Genomic DNA, 26,584 nt, shown 5'->3' on the forward strand with positions numbered 1-26,584 from the left:
GGCTCAGTTCAGACGCTGGCGGTGACGCGACCCCATCACACAGTCGCCATGCAGCAGCAGCGCGGCCACGCGCACGAACTCCTCGATTTCCGCCAGCGCGTCCTCGTCTTCCTCACCGGCATCGAATTCGTCACTGGACGCCTGGGCCAGTTTGGCCAGATCCTGCAGCGCCTCTTCCCCCTCCTCGCTCAGCGCCGGGCGCTTGCCCGAGGCCAGACCGAAACCGCCCAGGAAGGCGCGGCACCACTCGAACAGCGCATCGGTACGCGCCTGCAGCGGCGCAGCGGTATCGGCCAGCACCAGTTCGAAGGCGAAATCCCGGTCTTCCAGCTGCGCCACCGTCGCCAACCGCAGCTGATCGAGCACGCTGCCCGGCTCGGGCACCGGCAAGCTGGCATCGGCCAGCACCTGACCTGGCCACGCCGGCAAATCGGCCCCGCCGGCGGCCAGCCAGCCGCACAGCCCTCCGTGCAGTTCGGCAGGAGAGGCGCCCAGACCCAGACTCTGGCTGGCTTTGAGGATGTCGTTGACGGCAGGAAGTTCGGTCATGTCACAGGTCTGAAAAACGGATGGGGCCACGTCGCGGCAAACAACGACAGCGGCCGCACAGTGTACCAACCGCACCCCATCACCACCTTGACCGCCCCTCACCGGCATGCCTATCGTGCACGCCATGGATTCCTTCGACCCCGCTGCCCAGTTGCAGGCCCTTGCCGTCCGCATCGAACTGCTGTTCGAGCGCAACCAGCGGCTGGCCGATGAGAATCGCAGCCTGCGCCAGCAGCAGGAACAGCTGATGACCGAACGCTCGCAGCTGTTGGCCAAGAACGAACAGGCGCGCTCGCGCGTGGAAGCGATGATCACCCGCCTCAAGTCGCTGGAGCAGCACACGTGAGCCAGAACGAACCGGTCAGTGTCCGTATTCTCGATCGCGACTACACCGTCGGCGTGGAACCGGGCGAGCGCGATAGTCTCACCGCCGCCGCGCATATGCTCGATGCGCGGATGCGCGAGATCCGCGGCAGCAACCGCATGGCCGCGGTGGATCGCGTGGCCGTGCTGGCCGCATTGAATCTGGCGCATGAAATGCAGCTGATGCGCGACGAACTGGCCAAACAGCAGCAGCGTTTCCAGAGCACGTTGAATGATCTGAACCGTCGTCTGGACACCGCCATCGACAACGCGCGTTGATCCAGCTGAGCGGCTCAGGCAGCTGAATCCGCGGCGGCTGGAAAAGGCTGCATTTGCGCCCGCAACCTCGCTATACTGGCCCTGCGTTCTCTGCCGTGAACGACGGCGTGTGCAAACATTCGCCTTGTCCCTTAATTACGACCACGGGGGCGCGACGGCGCCGGGTGTGCAAGTCCGCCTTGTAGCGGGAAGCCCGATGGTTCCCCAGCGTTCCCACTTGAACCCCGGGTTCAAGGTCGTTTCGCACGCATCGTCATGGCGGAGAATGCAATATTCCGCGGGAGCGGCATCTTCGGGTGCCGTTCCCGCTTTTCGTTGTGCTGCCCGCAACACATTTCCACTCCGCAACGGTCCCCGCCTGTCATGACAGAGCTTCGCCAGGAGCTGCGCCAGCAACTGCGCCAGCATCGCCGCGATATTCCAGCCGCCATGCGCATCGCCGCCGCCGAACGTCTGGCCGCGCGCCTGCTGTCCCTTCCATTCGCCGATGTCAGCGGCCCGGTGGCCGGCTACTGGGCAATGGATGGCGAGATCGCGCTGCACCGCTGGCAGATGCAGCTGCCAGCCCAACAGACCTATTGCCTGCCGGTGCTGCATGGCAAGCTGCTGCGCTTCGCGCCGTGGCGGCCGGGGCAGCCGCTGGTCAGCAACCGCTACGGCATTCCCGAGCCGGATGTAGACCCGGCGCAGGCGCTGCGGCCGGAAGAGATGGCGCTGGTGGTGGCGCCGCTGGTCGGCTTCGACGACACGGGCCGGCGGCTGGGCATGGGGGGCGGCTGGTATGATCGCAGCTTCGCATTCCGGCAGCGCCAGGCCGCGCCGCCGTGGCTGGTGGGTGTGGGGTTTTCCGCCCAGCAGGTGCCGTCATTGCCGGTCGAGGACTGGGATGTGGCGGTGGATGCCATCTGTACCGAGCAGGCCACTCTCTACCCGGAACCGTTGAACGCATGACCGCCCGCAAGCGCTACTGGCTGATGAAGTCCGAACCGGACGCCTTTTCCATCGACGACCTGCAGCGCGTGGGCACCGAGCCGTGGAATGGCGTGCGCAACTACCAGGCGCGCAACTTCATGCGCGATGGCATGAAGGTCGGCGACGGCATCCTGTTCTACCACTCCAACACCAAGGTACCGGGCATCGTCGGCATCGCCACGGTGGCCAGCGAGGCCTACCCCGATGACACCCAGTTCGATCCGACATCCGACTACTACGACCCCAAGAGCACGCGCGAGCAACCGCGCTGGATGCTGGTCGATGTCGCGTTCGAGCGCAAACTGATGCAGGTGATCGCGCTGGACGAGATCAAGCTGCATGCCGAGGAACTGGGCGAAGGTTTTCCGCTGACCGCCAAGGGCAATCGCCTGTCGGTGTTCCCGGTCACAGCCGCACAGTGGAAGCTGCTGCTGTCGCTGGAAAAGAAGCCCGCCTGACATCCCATTGCCCGTAGGAGCGACGTCAGTCGCGATGGGACTTTCCCGGCAAAGCGCCGGTCGCGACTGCCATCGCTCCTACACTCCCCTTCCCCATCCACCGAGCCCACCATGTCCGAAGCCAAGCGCCTGGCCGCCGAAAAAGCCATTGAATACGTCGAAAAGGGAATGATCGTCGGAGTCGGCACCGGCTCCACCGTCGCCTATTTCATCGAGGCGCTGGCCCGTATCAAGGACCAGATCGAAGGTGCGGTCTCCAGCTCCGAGCAGAGCACCGCGCTGCTCAAGGGCCACGGCATCGAGGTGCTGGACCTGAACCACACCGGCGGCCTGTCGCTGTACGTGGACGGCGCCGACGAGTGCGACGGTAACAAGAACCTGATCAAGGGCGGTGGCGCCGCGCTGACCCGCGAGAAGATCATCGCCGAGGCCAGCAAGCAGTTCGTCTGCATCATCGACCCGAGCAAGCAGGTCAAGGTGCTGGGCAAGTTCCCGCTGCCGGTGGAAGTCATTCCGATGGCGCGCAGCCTGGTCGCCCGCGAGATCCTGGCGCTGACCGGCGGCCAGCCGGTGTGGCGCGATGGCGTGGTCACCGACAATGGCAACCTGATCCTGGACGTGCACAACCTGTCCATCACCGATCCGGTGAAACTGGAACAGCAGCTCAACCAGATTCCCGGCGTGGTCACCGTCGGCCTGTTCGCACGGCGTCCGGCCGATGTGGTGATCATCGGCGGCGAACCGCCCCAGGTGCTGTAAACCAGCTCACTGCCTCTGACGGCATGCAGCCGCGTGCCGTCCCGCCGCCTCCTCATCCCCTTCCCGGTCCCTGCCCATGTCCCTGCTACGTCTATTGCTCGCCAACTCCCTGCTCGCTCTTGCCGGTTGCGCCAGCGCCGGAGGCACGCACTGGGTGGAGCTGGCCGGGGCCCGCTACCAGGTGGAAGTGGCCCAGGACGATGAAAGCCGCGCACGCGGGCTGATGTTCCGTGACCAGATGGATGCCGATCACGGCATGCTGTTCATCCATGACCGCGAGGAACCACAGGCGTACTGGATGAAGAACACCAAGCTGGCGCTGGACATCCTGTACTTCGACAGCGCGCGCCGGCTGGTCAGCCAGCAGCGCGATGTGCCGCCGTGCTCGGCCGGCAACGCCTGCCCGCCGTATCCAAGCTTCAAGCCGGCCCGCTACGTGCTCGAACTCAACGCCGGGCAGGCGGCCAGGCTGAAACTGGAAGACGGTGCCGAGCTGACCTTCGGTCCCGGCATCGTCCAGCCCGATTGAACCACCGCTGCATGGAAGACGGTCCCACGCTTGAACCGGCGGCGCTTTGTCGCCAGTCTTGCAGCCATGTCTGAACCCTGTATCACCCTGCCGCAGTGGGACGAGCTTGCCAATCTGGGCGATGAGCTACTGCCCCTGCTGCCGACCGCGCTGCTGATCGCGCTCGACGAATATCCGCAGCTCGATGCCGCCCGGTACGACCGCATGTTGCAGGCCCATGCAGACCATCTGCAGACGGAAGTGGGCGCAATCAGCGAGTGGCCGCTGAAAGTGGCGGCGATCAACCACCACCTGTTCAACGAGCTGGGCTACAGCGGCAACCACGACGAGTACTACGACCCGCGCAATAGCTATCTCAACGAGGTGGTCGCGCGCCGGCTGGGCAATCCGATCTCGCTGGCGCTGGTGCAGATCGACGTCTCGCGGCGGCTGGGCCTGCCCCTGCAAGGCATTTCCTTCCCCGGGCACTTCCTGGTGCGGCTGCCGGTGGAAGAAGGTGTGCTGATCATGGATCCCTTCAATGGCGGCCGGCCATTGAGCGTGGAGGAGCTGCGTGAGCGCGCCCGCGCCAACCTGGGCGGGGAAGTCCCGGACGATCAGGTGCTGGCGCAGATTCTGGACCCGGCACCGCACCGCGCCATATTGATGCGGATGCTGCGCAACCTGCATGGCGTGTATGTGGAGCGCCAAGAGTGGGACCGCGCCGCGCGCAGTGCCGACCGCATCCTGAAACTGGCGCCGCAACAGGCCGATGCGGTCCGCGACCGCGGCCTCGCCTACCTGCAGCTGGAACACCTGGCCGGCGCCCGCACCGATCTGGCGCGCTATCTGAAGATGGAACCCGAGGCCGGCGATGCGGCCGCGATCCGCGAACGCCTGATCGATATCGGCGGCGAACGTCCGCGGCTGCACTGAAACCACGCCGGCGGCAAGATGCAGCGGCAGAAGCGCCACGCCAGGCAAGGGGGTGGCGATCAGGCCTGGCGCATACTGCCGCCTACCGCACGTGCCGGCCGTTCAGTCCAGCTCGACCATCTCGAAGTCGTCCTTGGTCACGCCACAATCCGGACAGGTCCAGGTATCGGGCACCTCGTCCCAGCGCGTGCCCGGCGCGATGCCCTCTTCCGGCAAGCCGTCCGCCTCGCGGTAGATGAAACCGCAGACGATACACATCCAGTCGCGCAGGGTGGAGGCCGTGGCATCAGACATCGGGGATAATCGCCGCAGAGAGAAACGGCGTTGATTGTCACATTCCCTTCGCCGTACCGGTAGCCATCCATGACCCAGCTTGCCGACGCCCGTGGCGTCTACCTGATCACCCCCGACGAAACCGACAGCACGCGTCTGCTGGAGCGGGTCCGCCCGCTGCTGGCCGGCATCACCTGGCTGCAGTACCGCAACAAGGCCGTCGATGCCCCTTCCCGCCTGGCCCAGGCCACTGCGCTGCAGGCGCTGTGCGCGGCCGCCGGCGTACCGCTGATCATCAACGACGATGCCGCATTGGCCGCCCGGGTAGGCGCCGCCGGCGTGCATCTGGGCGAGGACGACGGTGACATCGCCGCCGCCCGGACGATGCTTGGCCCGCAGGCGATCATCGGCGCCTCCTGCTATGACGAACTGGCACGGGCCGAGCGCGCGGTGGCGGCCGGTGCCAGCTACGTCGCCTTCGGCGCGTTTTTTCCCAGCCGCAGCAAGCTGACCCCGCGCCGGGCAACGCCGGAACTGCTGCGACAAAGCGCCGCACTGGGCGTACCGCGGGTGGCCATTGGCGGTTTGACGCCGGACAATGCACCGCCCGTGGTGGACGCCGGCGCCGACCTGATCGCGGTCATCAGCGGCGTGTTCGCCGAACCCGATCCGCTGGACGCACTGCAGGCCTACCGCCGCTGCTTTGCCTGATGGCAACCGCTTTTACCGTTCCCAGGAGTTCCCAGATGAACCACGCCCAATCCCACGCCCTGTTCGCGCGCGCGCAGACGCTGCTGCCCGGCGGCGTCAACTCGCCGGTGCGCGCGTTCAAGTCGGTCGGTGGCGAGCCGTTCTTCGTGCAGCGCGCCGATGGCCCGTACCTGTACGACGTCGACAACAACCGCTACATCGACTACGTCGGCTCCTGGGGCCCGATGATCGTCGGCCACAACCATCCGGCGGTGCGTGAAGCGGTGCAGCAGGCGATCGGCAACGGCCTGTCGTTCGGTGCCCCGTGCGCGGCCGAGGTGACCATGGCCGAAACCATCACCGCGCTGGTGCCGTCCTGCGAGATGGTGCGCATGGTCAACTCCGGCACCGAGGCCACGCTATCGGCGATCCGTCTGGCGCGCGGCGCCACCGGCCGTAACAAGATCGTCAAGTTCGAAGGCTGCTACCACGGCCACGGCGACTCGTTCCTGGTCAAGGCCGGCAGCGGCATGCTGACCCTGGGCGTGCCGACCTCGCCGGGCGTGCCGGCCGGCTTGAGCGAACTGACCCTGACCCTGCCCTACAACGACTTCGATGCCGCCACGGCGCTGTTCGAGCAGCAGGGCAGCGAGATTGCCGGGCTGATCATCGAGCCGGTGGTCGGCAACGCCAACTGCATCCCGCCGCGCGAAGGCTACCTGCAGCACCTGCGGGCGCTGTGCACGCAGTACGGCGCGCTGCTGATCTTCGACGAGGTGATGACCGGCTTCCGCGTCGCCCTGGGCGGTGCGCAGGCGCATTACGGCATCACCCCGGACCTGACCACCTTCGGAAAGATCATCGGTGGCGGCATGCCGGTGGGCGCCTACGGCGGCCGCGCCGAGCTGATGAACCAGATCGCCCCGGCCGGCCCGATCTACCAGGCCGGCACGCTCAGCGGCAACCCGGTGGCGATGGCCGCCGGTCTGGCAATGCTGCAGCTGATCCAGCAGCCGGGTTTCCACGAGCGCCTGACCGCCGCCACCGACAAGCTCTGCGATGGCCTGGAAGCGGCCGCGCGCGAGGCAGGTGTCGCCGTCACCACCAATCGCGTCGGTGCGATGTTCGGCCTGTTCTTCACCGACCAGAAAGTGGAGACCTACGCGCAGGCCACCGCCTGTGACATCAAGGCTTTCAACGTGTTCTTCCACGCGATGCTCGAGCGCGGCGTGTTCCTGGCCCCGTCGGCGTACGAGGCCGGCTTCCTGTCCAGCGCTCACGACGATGCGGTGATCGAGGCCACAATCGCTGCCGCCCGCGAGGCGTTCAAGGTCGTCACCGCAGGCTGACTCAGCACACACGGTGAAATGAAAAGGCCGGCATTGCGCCAGCCTTTTTGTAGCAGGATCCGTAGCCCGGGCAAGCGCAGCGCACCCGGGACCTCAAAACGCATCCATCAGCCGAACACCAGCTTGCCCTTCATCATTCCCCAGTGGCCGGGGAAGGAACAGAAAAAGGTGTAGTCGCCGCCACGGGTCAGCTTGTTGGTGGCAAAGCGCACCCGGGTGGTCTGGCCGCCACCGATCACCGGGGTGAACGCGATCACCCGCACATCGCCCTTGGGCAGGTAGCTGTCGGCCAGCGTCGAGCGCATTCCCAGGGTGGCGACCGGCTGGAAATCGGCCGTGCGCGTGAGCACCCAGTTGTGGCCCATCACGTTGGCGGCCATCTTGCCGGTGTGCTTGAGCGTGAGGTCGACCTGCGTGCAGTCGGCCGCCACCGTGATCTGCGGCAACGAAAACTGCATGCGGTCATTGCTTTCGATGGTGACCGCGCAGGTGCGGGCCAGCACCGGAGCGGCGGGCAACAGGCCGGCAAGGGCCAACAGCAACACAGGAATGCGCATCGAACAGGACTCCAGACTTCCAGGGAAAACAATGCAACCGCCCTATTCTAGGAACAACGCCCCGCTCCGCCCCGCGACGCAATGTCGCAGGGCTGCGCTGTTTCGCCGCAGGCACGATACTGCCGGTCACGCCTTGAACCTGCCGCCCGATGCCTGACCTGCACGCCCTGCTGCTCGACTTCGATGGCCTGCTGGCCGACTACGACCACCGCATCCATCTGCACCAGCTGGCCGAGGCCGCGCAGTGTTCCTCCGTACAGGTGGATATGGCACTGCGCGAGGAAGGGCTGGAGCTGGCGCATGCGCGCGGCGAACTTGATGGCCTGCAACTACTTGCCGCCCTCAACCAGCGCCTGGACAGCCGCTTGCGGGCGCAGCACTGGCACGCGGCCCGACATGCCGCCACCCGCGTGCGACGTGACAGCGTGGCGCTGCTCAGGCAGCTGCGGCCCGGCGTGCAGGTGGCCGTCCTCACCAACAACGGCCCGCTCACCCGACCGGTGATCGAACAGCTGCTGCCCGGCAACGCCGTGCTGTGCAGCGCGGCACTGGGCGTGCGCAAACCCGATCCAGCCGCCTATATCGCCGCCTGTACGACCCTGCGCTGTGCCCCGGCTTGCACCCTGTTCGTCGATCATCTGTTCCGCAACGTGCAAGGTGCACGCGCCGCCGGCCTGCTGGCCGATACCGCCCACCACACCCAGTCGCTGCGCAAGCTGCTGAAGCGCTACCAGCTGCTGTAGGCAAATCAACGCCCTGGCACTGCATTGTGGGCTGCGATGAAACAACAACGCCGGCTTTCGCCGGCGTTGTTGTCGATCACTTGGGCTGAGCACCCGGTGGGGCGTTACAGCGCATGGAAGAACCGACACAGGAACGCGCAGAACCGCCGACCGGTTGCACGCCAGGCGCATCGCTGTACATCAGCGCGTTAGCCCCCTGCTGCCCGTAGCGCACCTGCAAGCCGATGCTGTTGCTGCGCATCGCATTGCGCCCCTGCTCATGCCCCAGCAGCAGCGAGAACATCCAGCCGCTGTCCAGCTGCAGGTCCATGCCGGCCCCCAGCGAGAGCAGGTCGTCGTTGTAGCTGCGCAGGTCCAGCACGTAGTCGCTGGCCGCCGGCCGCATCACGTAATTAATCGTGGCCTGGCCGCGGTTGTCCAGCGCGCTGCGGTATTCCACGGTCCAGTGCGGACGCAGGCTGCCCCAGTCACGGGTGAACACGAAGCTGCCCTGCACGCCCAGCGCCAGTGCGTTGTTGACCACGCGCTGGCGGCCGTAGGCCAGGTCGAATGCCCCCAGCCCGCTTTCGCTGTAGCCATCCAGGGTGGCGCGGTGCCAGTCGTAACGGCCGTAGCTGGTCAGTGCCATGCCAGCCGGGTTGTGGCGTTCATGGCCGAAGGTCAACGAACCGAACCACTGCTCGCCACTGCGCTGGCCCTGTGCACTGCCCTGGGCCAGGTCGTTCCAGCGCACGCTGTCAAAGTCCAGCCAGCCATTGGCCAGCATGCCGTCAACGAACAGGTTGCCGCCGACACGCCACAGGCCATACACCGCCAGCGAGCGCTGGTCGGCATCCAACCGCGAGGAGCTGCTGTCCAGGTCGGTGTCCTGGCGCGCCCAGCTGCCGGCCATGCCCAGCAGCACCTGCTCGTCCACGGCATGGTCAATGCCCACGGTGAGGCCACGGCTGGTGAAGTCTGCGCCGCCAGCCAGGCCTGTGCGTCCGCTCTTGCCGAAGCTGGCGCTGCCGGCCACCCACATACCCCAGCCCTCGGGCAGACGCGGCATCACCGAATCGGCCGCTGCCTTGGGCAGGGTCAGTCCGGGCACGCCCTGGCCACCGGCCTGGGTGAGCGCAAAGCGGAAGTCGTTGCTGACAGAACCGCCACGCACCTGACGCAGGCGATCACGGATGTTGCCCGACTGGATCTGGGCAAACTGCACGCTGGCGTCGACCTGCGCCTGCAGGCCACTGGCCACGCGCGGATCAGCGGCCGGGTTCGGGCGGGCACTGACCAGCAGCCGCACCTGGATCGAGGCAGCGGTGTAATTGGCCGTCGCCGCCTGGGTCGCCGTCAGCACGCTGACACCTTCGCCGACCAGGGTGACGGTGCGGCCACTGACCGTGGCCACCGCCGGATCGGAACTGCTGAAGCTGAAAATCCCCGGGCTGCTGCTCTGCGGCTCGGGCAGCTCGAAGGCATCCTCGCCGTAGACCTTGCTGATGTCATCGATCCAGCCCAGTTCCGGGGTTGCCAGCGCGATGGCGACATCCAGCCGCACCTGGGCAGCGGCCTGGTAAGTGGCATTGCCGGCCTGGTCGGCGCTCAGGCTGCATTGCCCGGCCGTGAGCATCGTCACCGTGCTGCCCTGCACCTGGCAGACCGTCGGGGTGAGGCTGGCAAACACCACCGGATTGCCCGAGGCACCACCGCTGGCGCTGAGGGCGAAGGTGCCGCCCGGTGCGAACACCGGTGCCTCCGGGGTGGCCACGAACGCCTGGATCAGCTGGCTGCCGGCATCGACCACCTGGGTGAACGCCTGGGTCGTGGTGAAGCCATTGGCATCGGCGACCTGCAGCGAGAACCCGTAGCTGCCGGCGGCGGTCGGAATGCCGCTGACTTCGCCGCTGGCCGACAGCAGCAGACCCGGTGGCAGCGTGCCGGCGCCAACGCTGAAGGCGTAGGGGGCGGCGCCGCCCTGCGCATTGAGCTGCACCCGATACGCCTGCCCGCCGGTGGCAACGGGCAAAGGATCCACGCTCAGCACCGGGGCACCCACCACCAGCACGTAACCCTGGGTGGCAGTGAACGGCCCGGTTCCGGTACTGCTGTCGGTGACGCTGATCGCAAAGGCAAAACTGCCGGCCTGGGTCGGCGTACCGCCGAGCGAGCCATCACTGGCCAGTACCAGCCCCGGCGGCAAGGCACCACTGCTGACGGCATAGCGGTACGGCGCACTGCCACCACTGGCCGCCAGCGTCTGCGCATAGGCCGCACTGCCGGTTGCGGCCGGCAAGGTGGACGTGGTCAACGACAGCGACGGCGCACTGACGGTGATGCTCACCGTCGCCGCGGCGGTGGTGGTGTAGGCATCACTGGCGGTGTAGCTGAAGCTGTCCGGGCCGGCATAGCCGGGCGCCGGGGTGTAGGTGATGGTGGTGCCGCTGGCCACCGCACTGCCATGGGCCGGTGCCGAGACCACCGTCACCGAGGACGCGGTGCCGGTGATGGCCAGGCTGACCGGGCTGGGGCCTGCACCGTAACCGATGGTGGCGCTCACCGGCGCCACCGCCAGCAGCGGCGCATCCACCTGCAGGCTGTAGCTGCGGGTCGCCGAGAACGGCCCGGTACCGGTGCTGCTGTCGGTGCTGGTGACATCGAAGGCGAAGGTGCCGGTGGCCGTCGGCGTACCCGACAGCGTGCCGCTGGCCGACAGGCTCAGGCCCGCCGGCAGGACGCCGCTGCTGAGCGCATAGCGGTAAGGCGAGGCACCGCCACTGCTGCTCAGGGTCTGCGTATACGCACTGTCTGCCGTGGCCACGGCCAGGCTGGCGGTATCGATCACCACGGTCGGTGCACTGACGATGATGCTCACCGTCGCCGCGGCGGTGGTGGTGTAGGCATCACTGGCGGTGTAGCTGAAGCTGTCGCTGCCGGCATAGCCGGGCGCCGGGGTGTAGGTGATGGTGGTGCCGCTGGCCACCGCACTGCCATGGGCCGGCGCCGTGGCCACCGCCACCGAGGAGGCCACGCCAGTGATGGCCAGGCTGATCGGGCTGGCCGTCCCATAGGCCACGGTGGCGCTCACCGGCGCCACCGCCAGTGGCGGCACCGGCGTGACCGCATTGGACGGGGCCGAGGCCGCACCGGTGCCGTTGGCATTGGTGGCGGTGACCACAAAGGTATAGCTCGTCCCCGGGGTCAGCCCGGTCACGGTGATCGGCGAGCCAGCGCCGGTGGCGGTGAGGCCACCCGGGCTGGAAATGACGGTGTAACCACTGATGGCCGCGCCACCATCAAACAGCGGAGCGCTGAAACCCACGCTCACCTCGCTGGCACCGGCGACCGTGGCCGTACCGATGGTCGGCGCGCCGGGAACCACCCCGTTGATGCTGAAGGTCCGGCTGACCCGGACGGCCGGCAGATAGCTGGCATTGCCCGGCTGGTCGGCATGGATGGTGCAGCTGCCGGTACTGGCGAAGCCGAGCAGGCCGCCACTGGTGATGGTGCACACCGCGGGGGTGGCCGAGCTGAAGCTCACCGGCAGGCTGGAGGAGGCGCTGGCGCTCAACGTCGGCGTGGTGCCGAAGTTCTGCGCACCGGGGTTGGTGAAGGTGATGGTCTGCGCCGCGGCCGGCGTCACCGCGCTGGAAGCGGCCGAGGCCGGACCGGTACCGGCCACATTGCTGGCAGTCACCGTGAAGGTGTAGGCCTGACCGTTGCTCAGCCCGCTGACCACCAGCGGCGAAGCGGCACCACTGGCAGTGGCACCGCCGGGATTGGCGGTAACGGTATAACCGGTGATGCTGCTGCCACCGGTATTGACCGGCGCGCTGAAACCCACGCTGGCCTGGGTATTGCCCGCTGTAGCGGTGCCGATCACGGGTGCCCCCGGCACAACCGGATTGACCACGAACGATTGGCTGATGGTCGTGGCGGCATTGGTCGCGGCATTGCCGGCCTGGTCGGCGTTGATGGTGCAGGTGCCGGCGGTGATGAAGGTCAGGCTGCCGCCGCTGGTGATGGTGCATACCCCGGTGGTGGCCGAGCTGAAGCTCACCGGCAGGCTGGAGGAGGCGCTGGCCGTCAGGGTCGGGGTGGTGCCGAAGTTCTGCGCGCCGGGGTTGGTGAAGGTGATGGTCTGGTTGGCTTTCGGCGTCACGCTGTTGCTCGCAGCCGACGGCGTGCTGGTACCAACGGCGTTGGTCGCGGTCACCGTGAAGGTATAAGCGGTGCCATTGCTCAGGCCGCTCAGGGTGATGGGCGAGGTGGTGAAACCGTTGCCGCCAGCGGTGATGCCCCCCGGATTGGAGGTGACCGTATAACCAGTGATCGCCGAGCCGCCATTGCTGGCCGGAGCGCTGAAGCTCACCGAGGCCTGCGCATCACCGGCCGTGGCCGTGCCGATGGTCGGAGCGCCTGGCGCCGTTGCAATGGCTACGGTATGTGGGGTGCCGGCGGTGAAAGCGGCCAGGCCGCTGTTGCCAGCGGTATCGCTGATATTGGTGGACCCGTTGAGGTTGAGCTTGAGCGTACCGCTGCCGGTGATGCCATTGACGGTGACGGTGTAGCTGCTGCCGCTGCCGGAAACACTGGCGATGCTACCCGCTGCGCTGCCGGTCGCGACCAGGGTGAAATCGTCGGTGGAAACACCGGCCACCGTCTCGCTGAAGCTGGCCGTGAAATTCACTGTGGTATTGCTGGCCGAGGCCCCGCTCGCCGGCGCGATGCTGACGACGGTGGGCACAGCACTGTCCACCGTGGCGTTGCTGGTGTCGGCCCGGGTGGTACTGCCAATGCTGTTGGTAGCGGTGATGCTGACATTGCGGTTGCTGGCGGTGATGCCGGCGGCGACCGCCGAGGTGGCGGTCCAGGTGCCGGCATTGTTTTCTGCCGCCACTGCCGCATCGCCACCGAACTGGCTGAAATCCACGCTCACCGCGGTAACGCCGCTGTTGTTGTCGCCGCTGGCGGTGTTGTTCCAGCTGGCCGTGACGCTATCCCCGCGCCGAAAGACACCGCCGTTGCCGGTGGCACCGGCAATGCTGATCCTGGCGTCGGTGACATTCGGCGGCAGGCCACCGGTCACGTTGTTGGTCACAGACCGCCCGCTGAAGTTGGCCGGCGGATTGCCCGCATAGTCGTACAGGTTGCCGTCATCGACATAGTCCAGGGTCACCGTGGTGCCGGCATTGATCGCCGGGCTCACCGTCAGCGACAACTGCGAACCGGCATAGCTGGCGGCAGTGATCGTGCGCAGGGTGCCACTCTGGTAAACGCGGAAGTCCTCGCCGTTGCCGTAATAATCAATAGCCTCTGACCAGTTAAGGATGACCTGGCTGCCATTGGTCGAGGTCGCCGCGCTGGCCAGCGTCGGCGGCGTGTTGTCGGGCATCGTGCAGGTGATGGTGACGTCGATGGTCTGGCCATCGGCCAGATATTGCGAAGTGAAAAAATTGATCGGCGTGATGGCACAACCAGATGCAGAACTCGAACCCGCATGATTGAAGTTGGCGGTAAAGTGGCCTGGCGTCGAACCGAGGTTGACCACAGCATTGGTCACATTGCCACTGAGTACCAGTCGCGCGGTGTTGCCATTGGCCACCCCTCCGTTGTCGTTACCCGCATTGGGGATGTCCGAGCGCATGAACATGATCTCGCCTGGCGCCGGGTTGCCGTTGGCCAGGTAAGCCGCATGGCTCTGGTAGGTAACGCGCGCGGTGATCGCCGCCTGCGCCGAGGCCACCACCAGCAGCGGGAACAGGGCAAACGCGAGGATCAGGAACCTGCGGACGAACTGCATGCATGCATCTCCAGAACACGACAACAGGAATAGAAGAAAACGGATCACCACCCGGTCAAAAGGCGACCCCAAGGCGGAGAAACAACCTGCAACAGCGCAGTTGCACAGCACGCGGAGATGCAGGCGAGGTGGGTCCACGCGGGCAGCACCTGATAGACCGGTGCCCTGTTACGGGCGCATGGCTGGACCGGCAGAGCCAGACGAACAGCCAGCCAGTTCTTCAGGCGCGCAGGAGCGCCTGACGCAACTGCCTGCCATGCCAGTGAATGGCGCGAGAAACCCCAAGCAACACGCCAATGGCAAGCAGATAACGCCATAACGGCGCAACCGGTAGTCATTGGAAATGTGACCCCGCACGGATTCTAATCGTATTTATCAAAGCCACGCCAGTACCGACGGAGGCATTCCCTGTTGCCACGACAGCGGCACCCTGCCCGAGGTTTCCACCCTGCCCAGCTACGGCGGTGAGGCGGTGAGGCGGTGAGGCGGCGAGGCGGCGAGTGTCTCGGCCAAGCCTACGAGATGGGTGTCGCGCACGGTCCTGCGTTCCTCCCAGCGCCCTATCTTCGATAGGTAGGCATGGCATCACTCATCCCGACTGATGGCTGGAAATACCTCGCACCCGCGCCACCAAACCGGTGGCAGGCGCTGCTCACCGCCCCCGGTTACTGCGCGGGGTGCCGTAGTACCGGGCACACACAGAAAAGGCCGCCTGCATACAGCGGCGGCCTTTTCCTTGGACGGCAATGACCGCGATCAGCGCGCGGCCATGTAGGCCGCAATCGCCTCGCGTACGCGCTTGAGGCCTTCAGCCACTTCCTCGTCGGTGATGTTCAACGCCGGTACGAAGCGCAGCACGCTGGTGCCGGCCTGCAGGATCAGCACCTGCTTCTCGGCGGCCAGGTCCAGCAGCGCGCCGATGTCGGCCACGTAGTCCGGCTTGAGCACCGCGCCCAGCATCAGGCCCATGCCGCGCACCTGCTCGAACACGCCGAACTCCTCGCCGATGGCTTCCAGTCCGGCCTTCAACGCAGCCGACTGGCGCAGCACGTTGGCCTTGATCTCGTCCGATGCCAGCTTGCGCAGCGCCACGCGGGCGACGGCGGCGGCCAGCGGGTTGCCGCCGAAGGTGCTGCCGTGCGCGCCCACACCCATGATGTCGGCCACCTTCGGCCCGGCCAGCATCGCGCCGATCGGGAAACCGCAACCCAAGGCCTTGGCCAGGGTGACGATGTCCGGGGTCACCCCCCAATGCCAGTGTGCGAACAGCTCGCCGCTGCGGCCCATGCCGACCTGGATCTCGTCCAGCACCAGCAGTGCGTCGTGCTGGTCGCACAGTTCGCGGGCGCGGCGCATGAACTCGGCGCTGGCCGGCATCACCCCGCCCTCGCCCTGCACCGGCTCGAACATCACCGCGGCCACGTCGCCAGCGGCCATCGCCTCCTCCAGCTGGGCGACGTCGTTGAAGTCCACATAACGGAAGCCACCGGGCAGTGGCTCGTAGCCTTCCTGGTACTTGGGCTGGGCGGTGGCGGTGACCGTGGCCAGGGTGCGGCCGTGGAAGCTGCCGCGGAAGGTGACGATGTAGCGTTTGGCTGCGTCGCGGCCCTGGGCGCTGGCCCACTTGCGCACCAGCTTGATCGCCACTTCGTTGGCCTCGGCGCCGGAATTGCACAGGAACACCCGCTTGGCGAAGCGCGAGGCCTCCACCAGCTCCTGCGCCAGGTGCAGCGGCGGCTCGCTGTAGAACATGTTGCTGGTGTGCCACAGCTTGTCGGCCTGCGCGAACAGCGCGGCCTTCAGCTCGGTGTTGTTGTGGCCCAGGCTGCACACGGCGATGCCGGCGGCCAGATCGATGAACTCACGGCCCTGCGTGTCCCACAGACGCGCCCCCTGGCCTCGCTCCAGCACCAGCTGGCGCGGCTTGTAGACCGGCAGGTAGTAGTTGGACAGGGACAACAGCGCATCGGCATTGGCAGCGGTCATGACGGTATCGGGGTATCGGCGGCGGATTGGTCGCCCATTCTCCCCCATTCCAACAGCTGCGGCACAATGCAGGGCATGCGCCCGTTCTCCGCTCCCCAGCTCAATCCCGCCACCGAATCGGGCTGGCGTCGCCACTGGTTCGACATCATCTACCGGCACGACACCCGCCCCTCGCGCAACTTCGACCTGCTGCTGGTCTACGCCATCATCGCCAGCGTGCTGGTGGTGATGTTCGACAGCGTGCAACGCTTCCACGCCGCCCATGCCAGCTGGCTGTATGTGGTCGAGTGGGGCTTCACCCTGTTGTTCACCGCCGAGTATCTCCTGCGGCTGGCGGTGGTGCGGCGGCCACTGCGCTACGCGGTCAGCATCTGGGGCATCATCGACCTGGCCGCGATCCTGCCCACCTACCTGTCGCTGTTCATTCCCGGCGCGCAGAGCCTGCTGGTGGTGCGGGCGCTGCGGATCCTGCGCGTGTTCCGCATCCTCAAGCTGACCCGCTACGTCGAGGAGAGCGGCATCCTGATGCTGTCGCTGTGGCGCAGCCGGCGCAAGGTACTGCTGTTCCTGTTCACCGTGGTCACCATCACCATCATCGCCGGCGCGCTGATGTACGTGATCGAAGGACCCAACCACGGCTTCACCAGCATCCCCAGCAGCATGTACTGGGCGGTGGTGACGATGACGACCGTCGGCTTCGGCGACATCGTGCCGCAGACCGTGCTGGGCCGCTTCGTCACGTCGGTGCTGATCCTGATCGGCTACAGCATCATCGCCGTGCCCACCGGCATCTATACCGCCGAGCTGGCCAGCACCATGCGCGAGGCCGACGCGGCCGCGCGCCGCGACGCCCGCGGCTGCCCGCACTGCGGGCTGGAGGGGCACGAAGCCGATGCCCGCCACTGCCGCCGTTGCGGCAGCGTCCTGCCGGAGCCATTCAACCAGTGACGTGAGATCGCAGCGCCGCGATCCGATCGACAACGCCGGCACGTTGCCCGGTGAGGTTCCGGGGGGGGGGGAAAGCACATCCCACCTCGCCGCCCGACGTTGGGAGCGACGAGGGCGACCTGCCGGGTGACTCAGTCCAGGAACAGGTCGGGCAGCAGCGGCTGCGACGGGTCCACCGCATAGCCGGAAAGGTCACTGATGCCGGCCTGCGCCAGCACCTCGTCATCGATCAGGAACTGGCCGCTGAAACCGGCCGCCGGCCGGGTCAGCACCGCGTGCGCGGCGTCGGCCATGATCTGCGGCGTGCGGCAGCCGGCCACATCCACGCCGGGAATCATGTTGATCGCATCGGTGGCGATCACCGTGCGCGGCCACAGCGCATTGACCGCCACGCCCTGCGGGCCGAACTCGGCCGCCAGCCCCAGGGTGACAAAGCTCATGCCCATCTTGGCCAGGGTGTAACCGGTATGCGGGGCCCACCACTTCGGGTCCAGGCTCGGCGGCGGCGCCAGCGTCAGGATGTGCGGGTTGGGCGCGGCCAGCAGGTGCGGCAGGCAGGCCTGCGCGCACAGGAAGCTGCCCCGCGCGTTGACCTGCTGCATCAGGTCGAAGCGCTTCATCGGCGTGTCCAGGGTGCCGCGCAACCAGATCGCCGAGGCGTTGTTGACAAGGATGTCGATCCCGCCAAAGGTGTCCATCGTGGCCGCCACCGCCGCCCGTACCTGGTCTTCCTCGCGGATGTCGCACTTCAGCGCCAGCCCCTGGCCGCCAGCGGCGTTGACCGCCTCGGCGGCACTGTGGATCGTGCCCGGCAGCTTGGGATTGGGCACCGCCGACTTGGCCGCGATGGCCACATTGGCGCCATCGCGCGCGGCGCGCAGCGCGATGGCCAGGCCGATGCCGCGCGAGGCGCCGGTGATGAACAGGGTTTTGCCTTGCAACGATGACATGCGGACTCCGGAAACACGCTGACGGGAACCGCGATTATGCCCCGCACCGGCCATTCCATACGCCCACGCACTGATGCCGCCGCAAACTCAGGGCTTGGGGCCCTGTCCTTCGTTGTCTTCCCAGTGCAGGATGCGGCGGGTGATGAAACGGTAGACCGGCTTGCCGGTGACAAACCACAGCTCGCGGATCCACGAGCGGCGCTTGAGCAGGCGCCGTTCCACCGGGGTCAGCGCGTGTCGGCAGTACATCCGCTTGTGCTTGAGCAGGTGGCGCAGGTCTTCGCGCGCCAGCAACCGCATCCAGCGCGAGCGCGGGTTGCCGCGCACCGCCAGCTGGAAGTCGATCAGCGCCGGCGAGCCATCCTCCCGCACCAGCCAGTTGGCCTCCTTGGCCAAATCGTTGTGGGCGATGCCATGACGGTGCACCCGCTGCAGCAGCCGGCGGGCGGCACGGAAGTAGGCCAGATCACCGTGCGGTGGGCGCTGGTACATCGCCGCGCCCTCCATATAGCTGCGATCCAGCCAGTGGCCGTTCCAGCCCAGCAACCGCGGCGTGGCCTCCATGCCGTCAAGCGCGGCCAGCGCACGGGCCTCGCGCCGGGCCAGCCACCAGGCCGGCAACCGCAGCCACAGCGGCGTGGCGCCCAGGTCCCGGCGCACGAAACGGCCCTCGGGACCTTCCACCAGCAGAATCCTGCCGAAGCTGTCTGATTTGAGCGCCTGCACGCGCGCGTCGGGAAGTTCTGCCATCGCGACATTCTAGTCGGCGGCGTCCGTTGCGGGCCCGGACAGGTGAACCACAGGCAGGCGCACGGCGGGAACCCCGCGCCAGAACGCCGGTCTGACGGGGTCCGCCCCCTATAATCGGCCGATGAATTCTTCCTGGATCGACGCCACGCTCGCGTGGATCGCCGCCCACCCGGTGCTGGCCGGCGCTGCGATATTTGCCATTGCCTTCTGCGACGCGGTGATCATCCTCGGTGCGATCGTGCCGGCGCTTCCGCTGATGATCGCCGTGGGCGTGCTGATCGGCATGGGCGAGCTGTCCGGTCCGTACGCTGTGACCTGCGCGACGCTGGGTGCCTTTGCCGGCGACGGCATCAGCTACTGGGTCGGCCGCCGCTGGGGCGACCGCCTGCGCGGGGTTTGGCCGTTCAGCCGTTATCCACAGCTGCTGGACCGCGGCGAAGTGCTGTTCCGGCGCAACGCCTTCAAGAGCCTTCTGATCGCCCGCTACGTCGGCGCCATCCGGCCGTTCGTACCGGCAATCGCCGGCATGGCCAGCATGCCGTTTAGCCGCTACCTCAAGGCCAGCGGTATCGCCTGCGTGTCCTGGGCGATCCTGTTCCTGCTGCCTGGCTGGGCGCTGGGCCAGGCCTACGACGCGGTGGCCGCCGTGGCCGGGCGCCTGTTCGTGGTGCTGGCCCTGCTCGGGGCGATGCTCGGGCTGGTGTGGGCGATCGTGCTGTACAGCTACCGCTGGTCGGCCACCCGCATGGACGGCTGGCTGGCACGGCTGCTGCACTGGTCGCAGCGCCACCCGCAGCTGCTGGGACGCTCGCTGACCGATCTGTTCGACCCGCACCGGCGCGAATCGGTGCCGCTGGCGATGCTGGCGCTGATGCTGCTGCTGCTGGGCTGGGGCTGGTTCGTACTGCTGATGGTGGTGGTCGGCCACGGCGAACCGCTGGCGCTGGACCTGGCCGTACACCGGCTGATGCTGGCGCTGCGCAACCCGCTGGCCGATTACCCGATGGCCGCGCTGGCCTCGCTCGGCGACTGGCAGGTGCTGCTGCCGGCCATCGCCGTGGGCATGGGCTATCTGGCCTGGCGCCGGCGCTGGATGGCCGCCGCCCACTGGCTGGCGGCACTGGCCTTCGGCCTGGCGCTGACCAAGCTGCTGGGCGCCACCGTCGATGTGGTGCGTCCGCCGGCAGCCAGCAGCGGCTTCGGTTTCCCGTCGGTGGCGGTGACGATGGCGACCATCACCTTCGGCTTCTTCGCGGTGCTGATCGGCCGCGAACTGCCGGGGCGCGCGCGCGTGTGGCCCTATCTGGTCTCGGGCATCGTCGTCACCGTGATCGGCTTTGCGCGCATCTACCTCGGCGCGCACTGGCTCAGTGACGTGATCGGCGGAATGCTGTTCGGCATGTTCTGGCTGCTGGTGCTGGGCGTGGCCTACCGGCGCCGGTTCAACCGCTCGTTCTGGGTCAAACCGGTGGGCTGGCTGTTCTATGGCACGTTCATCCTGGCCGGGCTGTGGTACGCGCCGCGCAATGTGCCGGCCAAGCTGGCCAAGTTCGAGCCGGTCGCCGAGGCGCCCCGGCTGATCGCCGCCGGCCACTGGTGGCAGGACGGCTGGCGCGAACTGCCCGCCCGTCGCAACGAGTTCGATGACGACCAGCGCTGGCCGCTGGATGTGCAGGTCGCCGGTCCGCTGGCGCCGCTGCAGCGGCAGCTCGAGCGTAACGGCTGGACCCTGCAGCCGCAGGCCGGCTGGCAACAGGCGCTGCTGATGCTGGACCAGAAGGCCAGCCCGCACGAGGTGCCGGTGCTGCCGGCGACGCTGGACACCAATGTCGAGGCGCTGCTGATGCTGCGCCCGGGCACGCGGCCGGACGAGATCTACGCGTTGCGGCTGTGGCCGTCCCATGTGCGGCTGCAGCCCGGCAGCACGCCGGTGTGGCTGGGCAGCGCACAGACCCTGCGTTTCCAGCGCCACCTGAAGCTGTTCGGGATGTGGCGGCCGCTGCGCGGGGTGGACCCGGCGCTGGACGCGCTCAAGCAGTCGCTGGACGGACTGGAAAGCCGGCAGCAGACCCAGGACGACAGCGACCTGCCGTTGCTGATGATCCGCAGCGAACCGGCGCCGTAGGCCTCGTCACGCGCGATGGTGTCGCCTCACCCAACGCGGGGGGTGGCGGCGCTTTCCCGGCGACGGCCTGGATTGCGGTTACAACGGCTCCTCGATCGGCACGTCGAATCCCGGTATCCATTCCAGTAGGCGGTCCAGGCGCTGGTGCGGATCGTGCTCCTGCAGCAGCTGCAGCCGCTGCTCCTCGGCCAGCGGCAACAGTTCGGCCAGCCGCCAGCCGACCCAGGCGGCCTGGTCCAGCTGCGCCGGACCGATCCCGGCGAACTGCCCGCCGGCCTGTTCGAGTATATGTTCCAGCAAGGTGCCCAGCAGCCCGTGCTCGGGCCGCAGTTCATCGTCACTGTCGCGCTCGCACCACTGCACTTGGGCCACGACCAGGCCGTTGTCGCGCACCCGCGTGCCGGTCGCATGGAAACGGCGGCCGCCGCGCAGGCGCAACACCAGCACGCCATCAGCACCGACGTCGAAATCCTCGATCAGCGCTTCCACCCCCCATGCCGCAGGCACGGCCGGCGCACCGACTTCCTTGCCCTGCAGAATCAGACAGATACCGAAGCTGCCGCCGCTGCGGCCGCATTCGCGCACCAGATCCAGATAGCGTGCCTCGAACACGCGCAGGCCCAGCGCGGCGCCGGGCAGCAGCACCGCGTGCAGGGGAAACAGGGGGAGCGTCTGCGGTGACATCATCGATCAGCGGGAAAAGTCGTATTGCACCGGAATAGTACGCCCTGGCGTTGGCCTGACCATCGTCCGGGCAGCATTCTCAGCCGCCCGGCAGCTGTTTCAGGAAGCGGCGCGGCGCGCCATCAAAGCCGCCGTTGGACATGAACACCACATGGTCACCGGCGCGCGCGAGCTCATCCAGACGCTGCAGCAGCGTATCGGTATCGGCCACGGCCTGGGCATCGCCGCGCACGTCATCGATCACTTTTGCCGCATCCCACGGCAGTTCCGGACGCGCCAGGAACACCACCGCATCGGCCAGCTCCAGCGACGGCGCCAGCGCCTGGGCATGGGCACCGAGCCGCATCGAATTGCTGCGCGGCTCCATCGCCACGACGATGCGCGCTTCACCCACCTTGGCCCGCAGGCCTTGCAGCGTGGTGTGGATGGCGGTGGGGTGATGGGCGAAATCGTCGTAGACGGTGATGTCATTGGCGGTGCCGATGACCTCCATCCGTCGCTTGACGCTATGGAAGCGGGCCAGGGCCGGCGCCACGGCCGCCACATCCACGCCCACCGCCTGCGCGGCGGCCAGCGCGGCCAGGCCGTTGAGCACGTTGTGCCGGCCGAGCAACGGCCACTGCACGGTCGTGATCTCGACCCCGCGGTGCAGTACTGCGAACGCACTGCCATCGTCGTGGATCAGCCGCGCACTCCATTCCAGCGACGGCGCGAAGCCGAAGCGTTCCACCGGCGTCCAGCAACCCATCGCCAGCACCCGCGCCAGGTGCGCATCCTCGCCATTGACGATCAGCCGGCCGCGCGCCGGCACCGTGCGCACCAGATGGTGGAACTGGCGCTCGATCGCTTCCACATCCGGGAAGATGTCGGCGTGGTCGTATTCCAGATTGTTGAGGATCGCCACCAGTGGCCGGTAATGGACGAACTTGCTGCGCTTGTCGAAGAACGCGGTGTCGTACTCATCGGCCTCGACCACGAATTCGCGGCCCTGCCCGATCCGCGCCGAGACGCCGAAGTCCTCGGCCACGCCGCCGATCAGGAACCCGGGCTCGCGGCCGGCAGCCTGCAGCAGGTAGGCCAGGATCGTGGTGGTGGTGGTCTTGCCGTGGGTCCCGGCCACGGCCAGGGTGTCGCGCCCGGGCAGCACCTGCTCGGACAGCCACTGCGCGCCGGAGGTGTAGCGACGGCCGTCATCGAGCACCGCTTCCACCGCCGGATTGCCGCGCGAGAGCGCGTTGCCGACCACCACCTCATCGCAATCAGCGCTGATATTGCTGGGCAGATAGCCTTGCGACAGCGTGATCCCCAGTGTTTCCAGCTGGGTGGACATCGGCGGATACACCGCCTGGTCGCTGCCTTCGACCTGGTGACCGAGCTCGCGGGCCAAGGCGGCCACACCGCCCATGAAAGTACCGGCAATGCCGAGGATATGGATCTTGCTCATGCCGGCGATTGTCGCCGATGCGTTCACGCCCGGGTACCGCCCTTCCGGAATACCTACCCGTATGTAGGGGATTACCTGATACCGCGTTCAGCCAATCGGACCCAGAATGCGCCACGCCAGCCGCAGTATCCCTCAGGTCCTACTCCCCAAGAGGCCATCCCCAGGGAGCTCATGCTGCGGGGCTCTGAGCAAGCCCATCTGCTGGCCTCTACAAATGCAAACGCCCGGATCCATCACTGGATCCGGGCGTTTGCGTCTGGGCGGTCGTGGCCGTTGCCCGCCACAGCCGCCAGCGGATCAGCGCTTGATCGCGGCCAGGATGCGGGCCAGCACTTCGTCCAGCGCACCGACGCCATCGACGCGGGCCAGGGTGCCCTTGGCGGCGTAGAAATCGATCACCGGTGCGGTCGAATCGTTGTAGACCTGCAGACGCTGGCGCACCGATTCCGGGTTGTCATCGGCGCGGCCCTGCTCCTGGGCGCGGCCGGCGATGCGCTCGACCAGCAGCTCGGTCGGCACATCCAGCTGCACGATCGCATCCAGCGGCTGGCCCAGCTTGGCCAGCAGTTCGCCCAGCGCGTTGGCCTGGGCCACGTTGCGCGGGTAACCGTCGAGGATGAAACCCTTGGCGGTGTCGGCCTGCGACAGGCGCGATTCGAGCATGCCCAGCAGGATGTCGTCGGACACCAGGTTGCCGGCGTCCATCACCGCCTTGGCCTGCTTGCCCAGCTCGGTGCCGGCGGCCACTTCGGCGCGCAGCAGATCACCGGTGGAGATGTGCGGAACCTGCAGTTGTTCCTTCAGGCTCGTCGCCTGCGTGCCCTTGCCCGAACCGGGCGGTCCCAACAGAACCAATCGCATTCCTGACTCCCATATGTTTGAGGATGATGTCTTTCAGGGACGGACAGCGGCGTTAGACTCAGGGGCCGATTCACGCTGCACCGCAATATGCGCAGCTTACCGCATCCGGCCAATGTCCCGGAATGTCCCCCGCCCGGAGAGTTTTACCCATGTCCCAAGGCACCCTGCTGTACGCCCAGTCCGGTGGCGTGACCGCCGTCATCAACGCTACCGCCTCGGCCGTCATCACTGAAGCAAGGTCTAAGAAAATCAAGGTATTGGCCGCGCGGAACGGCATCCTGGGTGCGCTGCGCGAGGAACTGATCGACACCTCGAAGGAGTCGGCCGCCAGTATTGCCGCGCTCGCCCACACGCCGGGCGGCGCCTTCGGCTCGTGCCGCTACAAGCTCAAATCGCTGGATGCGGACCGGGCCAAATACGAGCGCCTGCTGGAGGTGTTCAAGGCCCATGACGTGCGCTGGTTCCTCTACAACGGCGGCAACGATTCGGCCGACACCGCGCTGAAGGTCTCGCAGCTGGCCAAGGAGTACGGCTACCCGCTGACCTGCGTGGGCGTGCCCAAGACCATCGACAACGACCTGGCGGTGACCGACACCTGCCCCGGCTTCGGCTCGGCCGCCAAGTACACCGCCATCTCGGTGCGTGAGGCCGCGCTGGATGTGGCCGCAATGGCCGAAACCTCCACCCGCGTGTTCATCTACGAGGCGATGGGCCGCCATGCCGGTTGGCTGGCCGCAGCCGCCGGTCTGGCTGGCGAAAACCCCGACGACGCACCGCAGATCATCCTGCTGCCGGAGCGTGCCTATGACGAAGCAAAATTCCTGGCCAAGGTGAAGCAGGTGGTGGCCAAGGTCGGTTTCTGCGTGGTGGTGGCCAGCGAGGGCATCCAGACCGCCGACGGCCAGTTCGTCGCCGATGCCGGGGGCGCCACCGATTCGTTCGGCCACACCCAGCTCGGCGGCGTCGCCTCGTACCTGGCCGGCAAGGTCAAGGCCGAACTCGGCTACAAGGTGCACTGGACCCTGCCCGACTACCTGCAGCGCTCGGCCCGCCATATCGCGTCCAAGACCGACTGGGAACAGGCGCAGGCCGTGGGCAAGGCGGCCGTGCAGTTCGCACTGAAGGGACACAGCGCGGTGATGCCGGTGATCGTGCGCAGCTCGGATGCGCCTTACCGCTGGAAGATCGAAGCAGCGCCGTTGTCGAAGATCGCCAATCACGAAAAGAAGATGCCGGCCGGCTTCATCCGCAAGGACGGTTTCGGCATCACCGAGAAGGCACGCCGCTACCTGCAGCCGCTGATCCGCGGCGAGGCGCCACTGCCATATGGGCGCGATGGCCTGCCCAAGTACGTGACGCTGAAGAATGTGGCGGTGACCAAGAAGCTGCCGGCGTGGGAAGGCTGAGCACGATGTATCCGCGCGTTGGCCTTTGGGCGTTGCTGATGCTGCTGGTGTGCTGGACGCTACCGGCATCGGCTTACACGCCACAGGACGGCGACATCGTGTTCCACACCTCGACCTCCAGCCAGAGCGTGGCGGTGCAGGCCGCCACGCATTCGCCCTACAGCCACATGGGCATCGTGCTGCTGCGCGGCGGTGTCCCCCACGTGCTGGAAGCCGTGCAACCGGTGCGCTACACGCCACTGCAGGCCTGGCTCGACCGTGGCAGGCAAGGCCGCTATGTGATCAAACGGCCCGCAACGCCGCTGGATGCCAACGCCAAGGCACGCCTGCAGCGCGCGGCCACGCCCTACCTCGGCAAACCCTACGACCTGACCTTCGAGTGGTCCGACCAGCGCATCTACTGCTCCGAACTGGTGTGGAAGCTGTACCGCGATGCCACCGGCATCCGCCTGGCACCGCTGGCGCGGCTGGACAGCTTCGACCTGCAGGCACCGGCCGTGCGGGCCAAACTGCGCGAGCGCTATGGCGCGAACATCCCACGGGACGAACCGGTGATTTCGCCGGCGGCCATCTTCGCCTCACCCATGCTGGTCACCGTGGACCAGCGCTGAGGCCCGAGTGTCCGGCCCGTTGAAACGGGCGGACACCTTTCACGCGTTCAACGGGTGCAGGCGGCGCCTTCCACCGACAACCGGGCCGAGTACGCCGGCAGCGCTGCCAGCTTGCCGGCGGCAGCCTGCGTCTTGGCATCGCCCAGATAGACCCGGTTCTGGCCCTGACCATCCAGCGCGACCTGCTGTCCAGCCGGCTTGCGCCACACCTCCACCTGCGCCTGTCGTGAGCGGCAGGCGGCCGATGGAATACGCACGACTTCATTGAGCTTCCAGCCGGCCGCATCGCTGGGCGTGACCCTGGCGAAATCCAGAAACACCGCACGCGGCTGGCATTGCGCACTGGTGCGTACCAGCTGCATGTCATAGGGACTGGCCGCGTCTCCGGTAAAACGCCCTTCGATACGGGTGCAGGCCTCGGGAATCTGCCGCACGGTGTGCACCGCACCATCGGCTTGCGCACTGCCCGCGGGGCGTTCGATCTCCGGTTTGGCGCTGGCGGCAAGCACCGGCAACGGCAGCGCGGTGAACAGGATCAGGACAGCGGCGGCTTTCATCATTGTCGGTTCCGTATCGGAAAGGGGCCGACGCTGCCAGC

The 26,584-nt window shown here is 67.2% G+C and carries 25 protein-coding genes and 1 other RNA gene; 15 read left to right on the top strand and 11 right to left on the bottom strand.

Translation table 11 applies throughout. The annotated features are described in order from the left end of the window. Positions 1-3: 3 nt before the first annotated feature. Entirely contained in the window at positions 4-549 is a 546-nt protein-coding gene (locus ACVOMC_RS14225; protein ID WP_481524463.1) for a YecA/YgfB family protein, read from the bottom strand. 124 nt (positions 550-673) lie between these two features. Between ACVOMC_RS14225 and ACVOMC_RS14230 the strand changes: the two genes are divergently transcribed. From ACVOMC_RS14230 to ACVOMC_RS14265, 8 genes are all read left to right on the top strand, one after another. Further along, a complete protein-coding gene (locus ACVOMC_RS14230) occupies positions 674-895 on the top strand; it encodes a TIGR02449 family protein (protein WP_054658238.1) in 222 nt (73 codons plus the stop codon). Further along, positions 892-1,191, top strand: a complete 300-nt coding sequence (locus ACVOMC_RS14235) for a cell division protein ZapA (protein WP_054658236.1) — start codon at positions 892-894, stop codon at positions 1,189-1,191. Before ACVOMC_RS14230 ends, ACVOMC_RS14235 begins: the two co-directional genes overlap by 4 nt. Positions 1,192-1,275: 84 nt before the next feature. After that, positions 1,276-1,460: non-coding RNA, 6S RNA (gene ssrS / locus ACVOMC_RS14240), on the top strand. Between the two features lie 94 nt (positions 1,461-1,554). After that, positions 1,555-2,142, top strand: a complete 588-nt coding sequence (locus ACVOMC_RS14245) for a 5-formyltetrahydrofolate cyclo-ligase (protein WP_481524464.1) — start codon at positions 1,555-1,557, stop codon at positions 2,140-2,142. After that, a complete protein-coding gene (locus ACVOMC_RS14250) occupies positions 2,139-2,621 on the top strand; it encodes an EVE domain-containing protein (protein WP_481524465.1) in 483 nt (160 codons plus the stop codon). The genes ACVOMC_RS14245 and ACVOMC_RS14250 overlap by 4 nt, the downstream gene beginning before the upstream one ends. Before the next feature lie 111 nt (positions 2,622-2,732). Next, a complete protein-coding gene (gene rpiA, locus ACVOMC_RS14255) occupies positions 2,733-3,380 on the top strand; it encodes a ribose-5-phosphate isomerase RpiA (protein ID WP_054658230.1) in 648 nt (215 codons plus the stop codon). A 76-nt stretch (positions 3,381-3,456) separates the two neighbouring features. Beyond that, the gene (locus ACVOMC_RS14260; protein ID WP_481524466.1) at positions 3,457-3,909 is read left to right on the top strand and encodes a DUF192 domain-containing protein; all 453 of its coding nucleotides are present in this window, start codon (positions 3,457-3,459) and stop codon (positions 3,907-3,909) included. Positions 3,910-3,975: 66 nt separating this feature from the next. Beyond that, positions 3,976-4,824: a SirB1 family protein gene (locus ACVOMC_RS14265; RefSeq protein WP_481524467.1), complete on the top strand. Its 849-nt coding sequence runs from the start codon at positions 3,976-3,978 to the stop codon at positions 4,822-4,824. Between the two features lie 102 nt (positions 4,825-4,926). Here the strand turns inward: ACVOMC_RS14265 and ACVOMC_RS14270 are convergent, their stop codons facing one another. Continuing rightward, positions 4,927-5,118 carry a rubredoxin gene (locus ACVOMC_RS14270; protein WP_054658224.1) on the bottom strand — a complete coding sequence of 64 codons (192 nt, stop codon included), beginning with the start codon at positions 5,116-5,118 and terminating at the stop codon, positions 4,927-4,929. Between the two features lie 69 nt (positions 5,119-5,187). On the opposite strand from ACVOMC_RS14270, the gene thiE reads away from it, so the two are divergent. Beyond that, on the top strand, positions 5,188-5,808 hold the full coding sequence (gene thiE, locus ACVOMC_RS14275; protein ID WP_481524468.1) for a thiamine phosphate synthase: 621 nt from the start codon (positions 5,188-5,190) through the stop codon (positions 5,806-5,808). 35 nt (positions 5,809-5,843) lie between these two features. Further along, positions 5,844-7,136 carry a glutamate-1-semialdehyde 2,1-aminomutase gene (gene hemL, locus ACVOMC_RS14280; protein ID WP_481524469.1) on the top strand — a complete coding sequence of 431 codons (1,293 nt, stop codon included), beginning with the start codon at positions 5,844-5,846 and terminating at the stop codon, positions 7,134-7,136. 107 nt (positions 7,137-7,243) lie between these two features. Here hemL and azu read toward each other — a convergent pair whose 3' ends face one another. Further along, complete coding sequence (azu, locus tag ACVOMC_RS14285) at positions 7,244-7,693, bottom strand: azurin (RefSeq protein WP_481524470.1); 450 nt, start codon at positions 7,691-7,693, stop codon at positions 7,244-7,246. A gap of 149 nt (positions 7,694-7,842) precedes the next feature. Here azu and ACVOMC_RS14290 point away from each other — a divergent pair, with 149 nt between their 5' ends. Further along, the gene (locus ACVOMC_RS14290) at positions 7,843-8,436 is read left to right on the top strand and encodes an HAD-IA family hydrolase (protein WP_481524471.1); all 594 of its coding nucleotides are present in this window, start codon (positions 7,843-7,845) and stop codon (positions 8,434-8,436) included. 76 nt (positions 8,437-8,512) lie between these two features. Here the strand turns inward: ACVOMC_RS14290 and ACVOMC_RS14295 are convergent, their stop codons facing one another. Together ACVOMC_RS14295 and ACVOMC_RS14300 are read right to left on the bottom strand one after the other, a co-directional pair. Beyond that, on the bottom strand, positions 8,513-14,221 hold the full coding sequence (locus tag ACVOMC_RS14295; protein WP_481524472.1) for an autotransporter domain-containing protein: 5,709 nt from the start codon (positions 14,219-14,221) through the stop codon (positions 8,513-8,515). A gap of 756 nt (positions 14,222-14,977) precedes the next feature. After that, positions 14,978-16,207, bottom strand: a complete 1,230-nt coding sequence (locus tag ACVOMC_RS14300; protein WP_481524473.1) for an acetylornithine transaminase — start codon at positions 16,205-16,207, stop codon at positions 14,978-14,980. A 75-nt stretch (positions 16,208-16,282) separates the two neighbouring features. Between ACVOMC_RS14300 and ACVOMC_RS14305 the strand changes: the two genes are divergently transcribed. Then, positions 16,283-17,155, top strand: a complete 873-nt coding sequence (locus tag ACVOMC_RS14305; protein WP_057505639.1) for an ion transporter — start codon at positions 16,283-16,285, stop codon at positions 17,153-17,155. A gap of 131 nt (positions 17,156-17,286) precedes the next feature. On the opposite strand, the gene ACVOMC_RS14310 is transcribed toward ACVOMC_RS14305, so the two are convergent. Both ACVOMC_RS14310 and ACVOMC_RS14315 read right to left on the bottom strand, forming a co-directional pair. Then, positions 17,287-18,105 (bottom strand): SDR family oxidoreductase, encoded by an 819-nt coding sequence (locus ACVOMC_RS14310; protein WP_481524474.1) that lies wholly within the window; start codon positions 18,103-18,105, stop codon positions 17,287-17,289. An 87-nt stretch (positions 18,106-18,192) separates the two neighbouring features. Next, positions 18,193-18,855, bottom strand: a complete 663-nt coding sequence (locus ACVOMC_RS14315; protein WP_481524475.1) for a protein kinase family protein — start codon at positions 18,853-18,855, stop codon at positions 18,193-18,195. A 121-nt stretch (positions 18,856-18,976) separates the two neighbouring features. Between ACVOMC_RS14315 and ACVOMC_RS14320 the strand changes: the two genes are divergently transcribed. After that, positions 18,977-20,980, top strand: a complete 2,004-nt coding sequence (locus tag ACVOMC_RS14320) for a bifunctional DedA family/phosphatase PAP2 family protein (RefSeq protein ID WP_481524476.1) — start codon at positions 18,977-18,979, stop codon at positions 20,978-20,980. 78 nt (positions 20,981-21,058) lie between these two features. Here the strand turns inward: ACVOMC_RS14320 and ACVOMC_RS14325 are convergent, their stop codons facing one another. The 3 genes from ACVOMC_RS14325 to ACVOMC_RS14335 form a co-directional block, all read right to left on the bottom strand. Beyond that, positions 21,059-21,664, bottom strand: coding sequence for an LON peptidase substrate-binding domain-containing protein (locus ACVOMC_RS14325; RefSeq protein ID WP_481524477.1), 606 nt, complete (start codon positions 21,662-21,664; stop codon positions 21,059-21,061). A 79-nt stretch (positions 21,665-21,743) separates the two neighbouring features. Beyond that, positions 21,744-23,117, bottom strand: a complete 1,374-nt coding sequence (gene mpl, locus ACVOMC_RS14330) for a UDP-N-acetylmuramate:L-alanyl-gamma-D-glutamyl-meso-diaminopimelate ligase (RefSeq protein ID WP_481524491.1) — start codon at positions 23,115-23,117, stop codon at positions 21,744-21,746. A gap of 288 nt (positions 23,118-23,405) precedes the next feature. Next, positions 23,406-23,969 carry an adenylate kinase gene (locus ACVOMC_RS14335; RefSeq protein ID WP_054659115.1) on the bottom strand — a complete coding sequence of 188 codons (564 nt, stop codon included), beginning with the start codon at positions 23,967-23,969 and terminating at the stop codon, positions 23,406-23,408. A 149-nt stretch (positions 23,970-24,118) separates the two neighbouring features. Between ACVOMC_RS14335 and ACVOMC_RS14340 the strand changes: the two genes are divergently transcribed. Together ACVOMC_RS14340 and ACVOMC_RS14345 are read left to right on the top strand one after the other, a co-directional pair. Further along, the gene (locus tag ACVOMC_RS14340; protein ID WP_481524478.1) at positions 24,119-25,375 is read left to right on the top strand and encodes a 6-phosphofructokinase; all 1,257 of its coding nucleotides are present in this window, start codon (positions 24,119-24,121) and stop codon (positions 25,373-25,375) included. 5 nt (positions 25,376-25,380) lie between these two features. Further along, the gene (locus tag ACVOMC_RS14345; protein WP_481524479.1) at positions 25,381-25,986 is read left to right on the top strand and encodes a YiiX family permuted papain-like enzyme; all 606 of its coding nucleotides are present in this window, start codon (positions 25,381-25,383) and stop codon (positions 25,984-25,986) included. Between the two features lie 47 nt (positions 25,987-26,033). Here ACVOMC_RS14345 and ACVOMC_RS14350 read toward each other — a convergent pair whose 3' ends face one another. After that, positions 26,034-26,543 carry a hypothetical protein gene (locus ACVOMC_RS14350; RefSeq protein ID WP_481524480.1) on the bottom strand — a complete coding sequence of 170 codons (510 nt, stop codon included), beginning with the start codon at positions 26,541-26,543 and terminating at the stop codon, positions 26,034-26,036. Positions 26,544-26,584 lie beyond the last annotated feature (41 nt).

The organism is Stenotrophomonas sp. STEN014 (assembly GCF_056760315.1).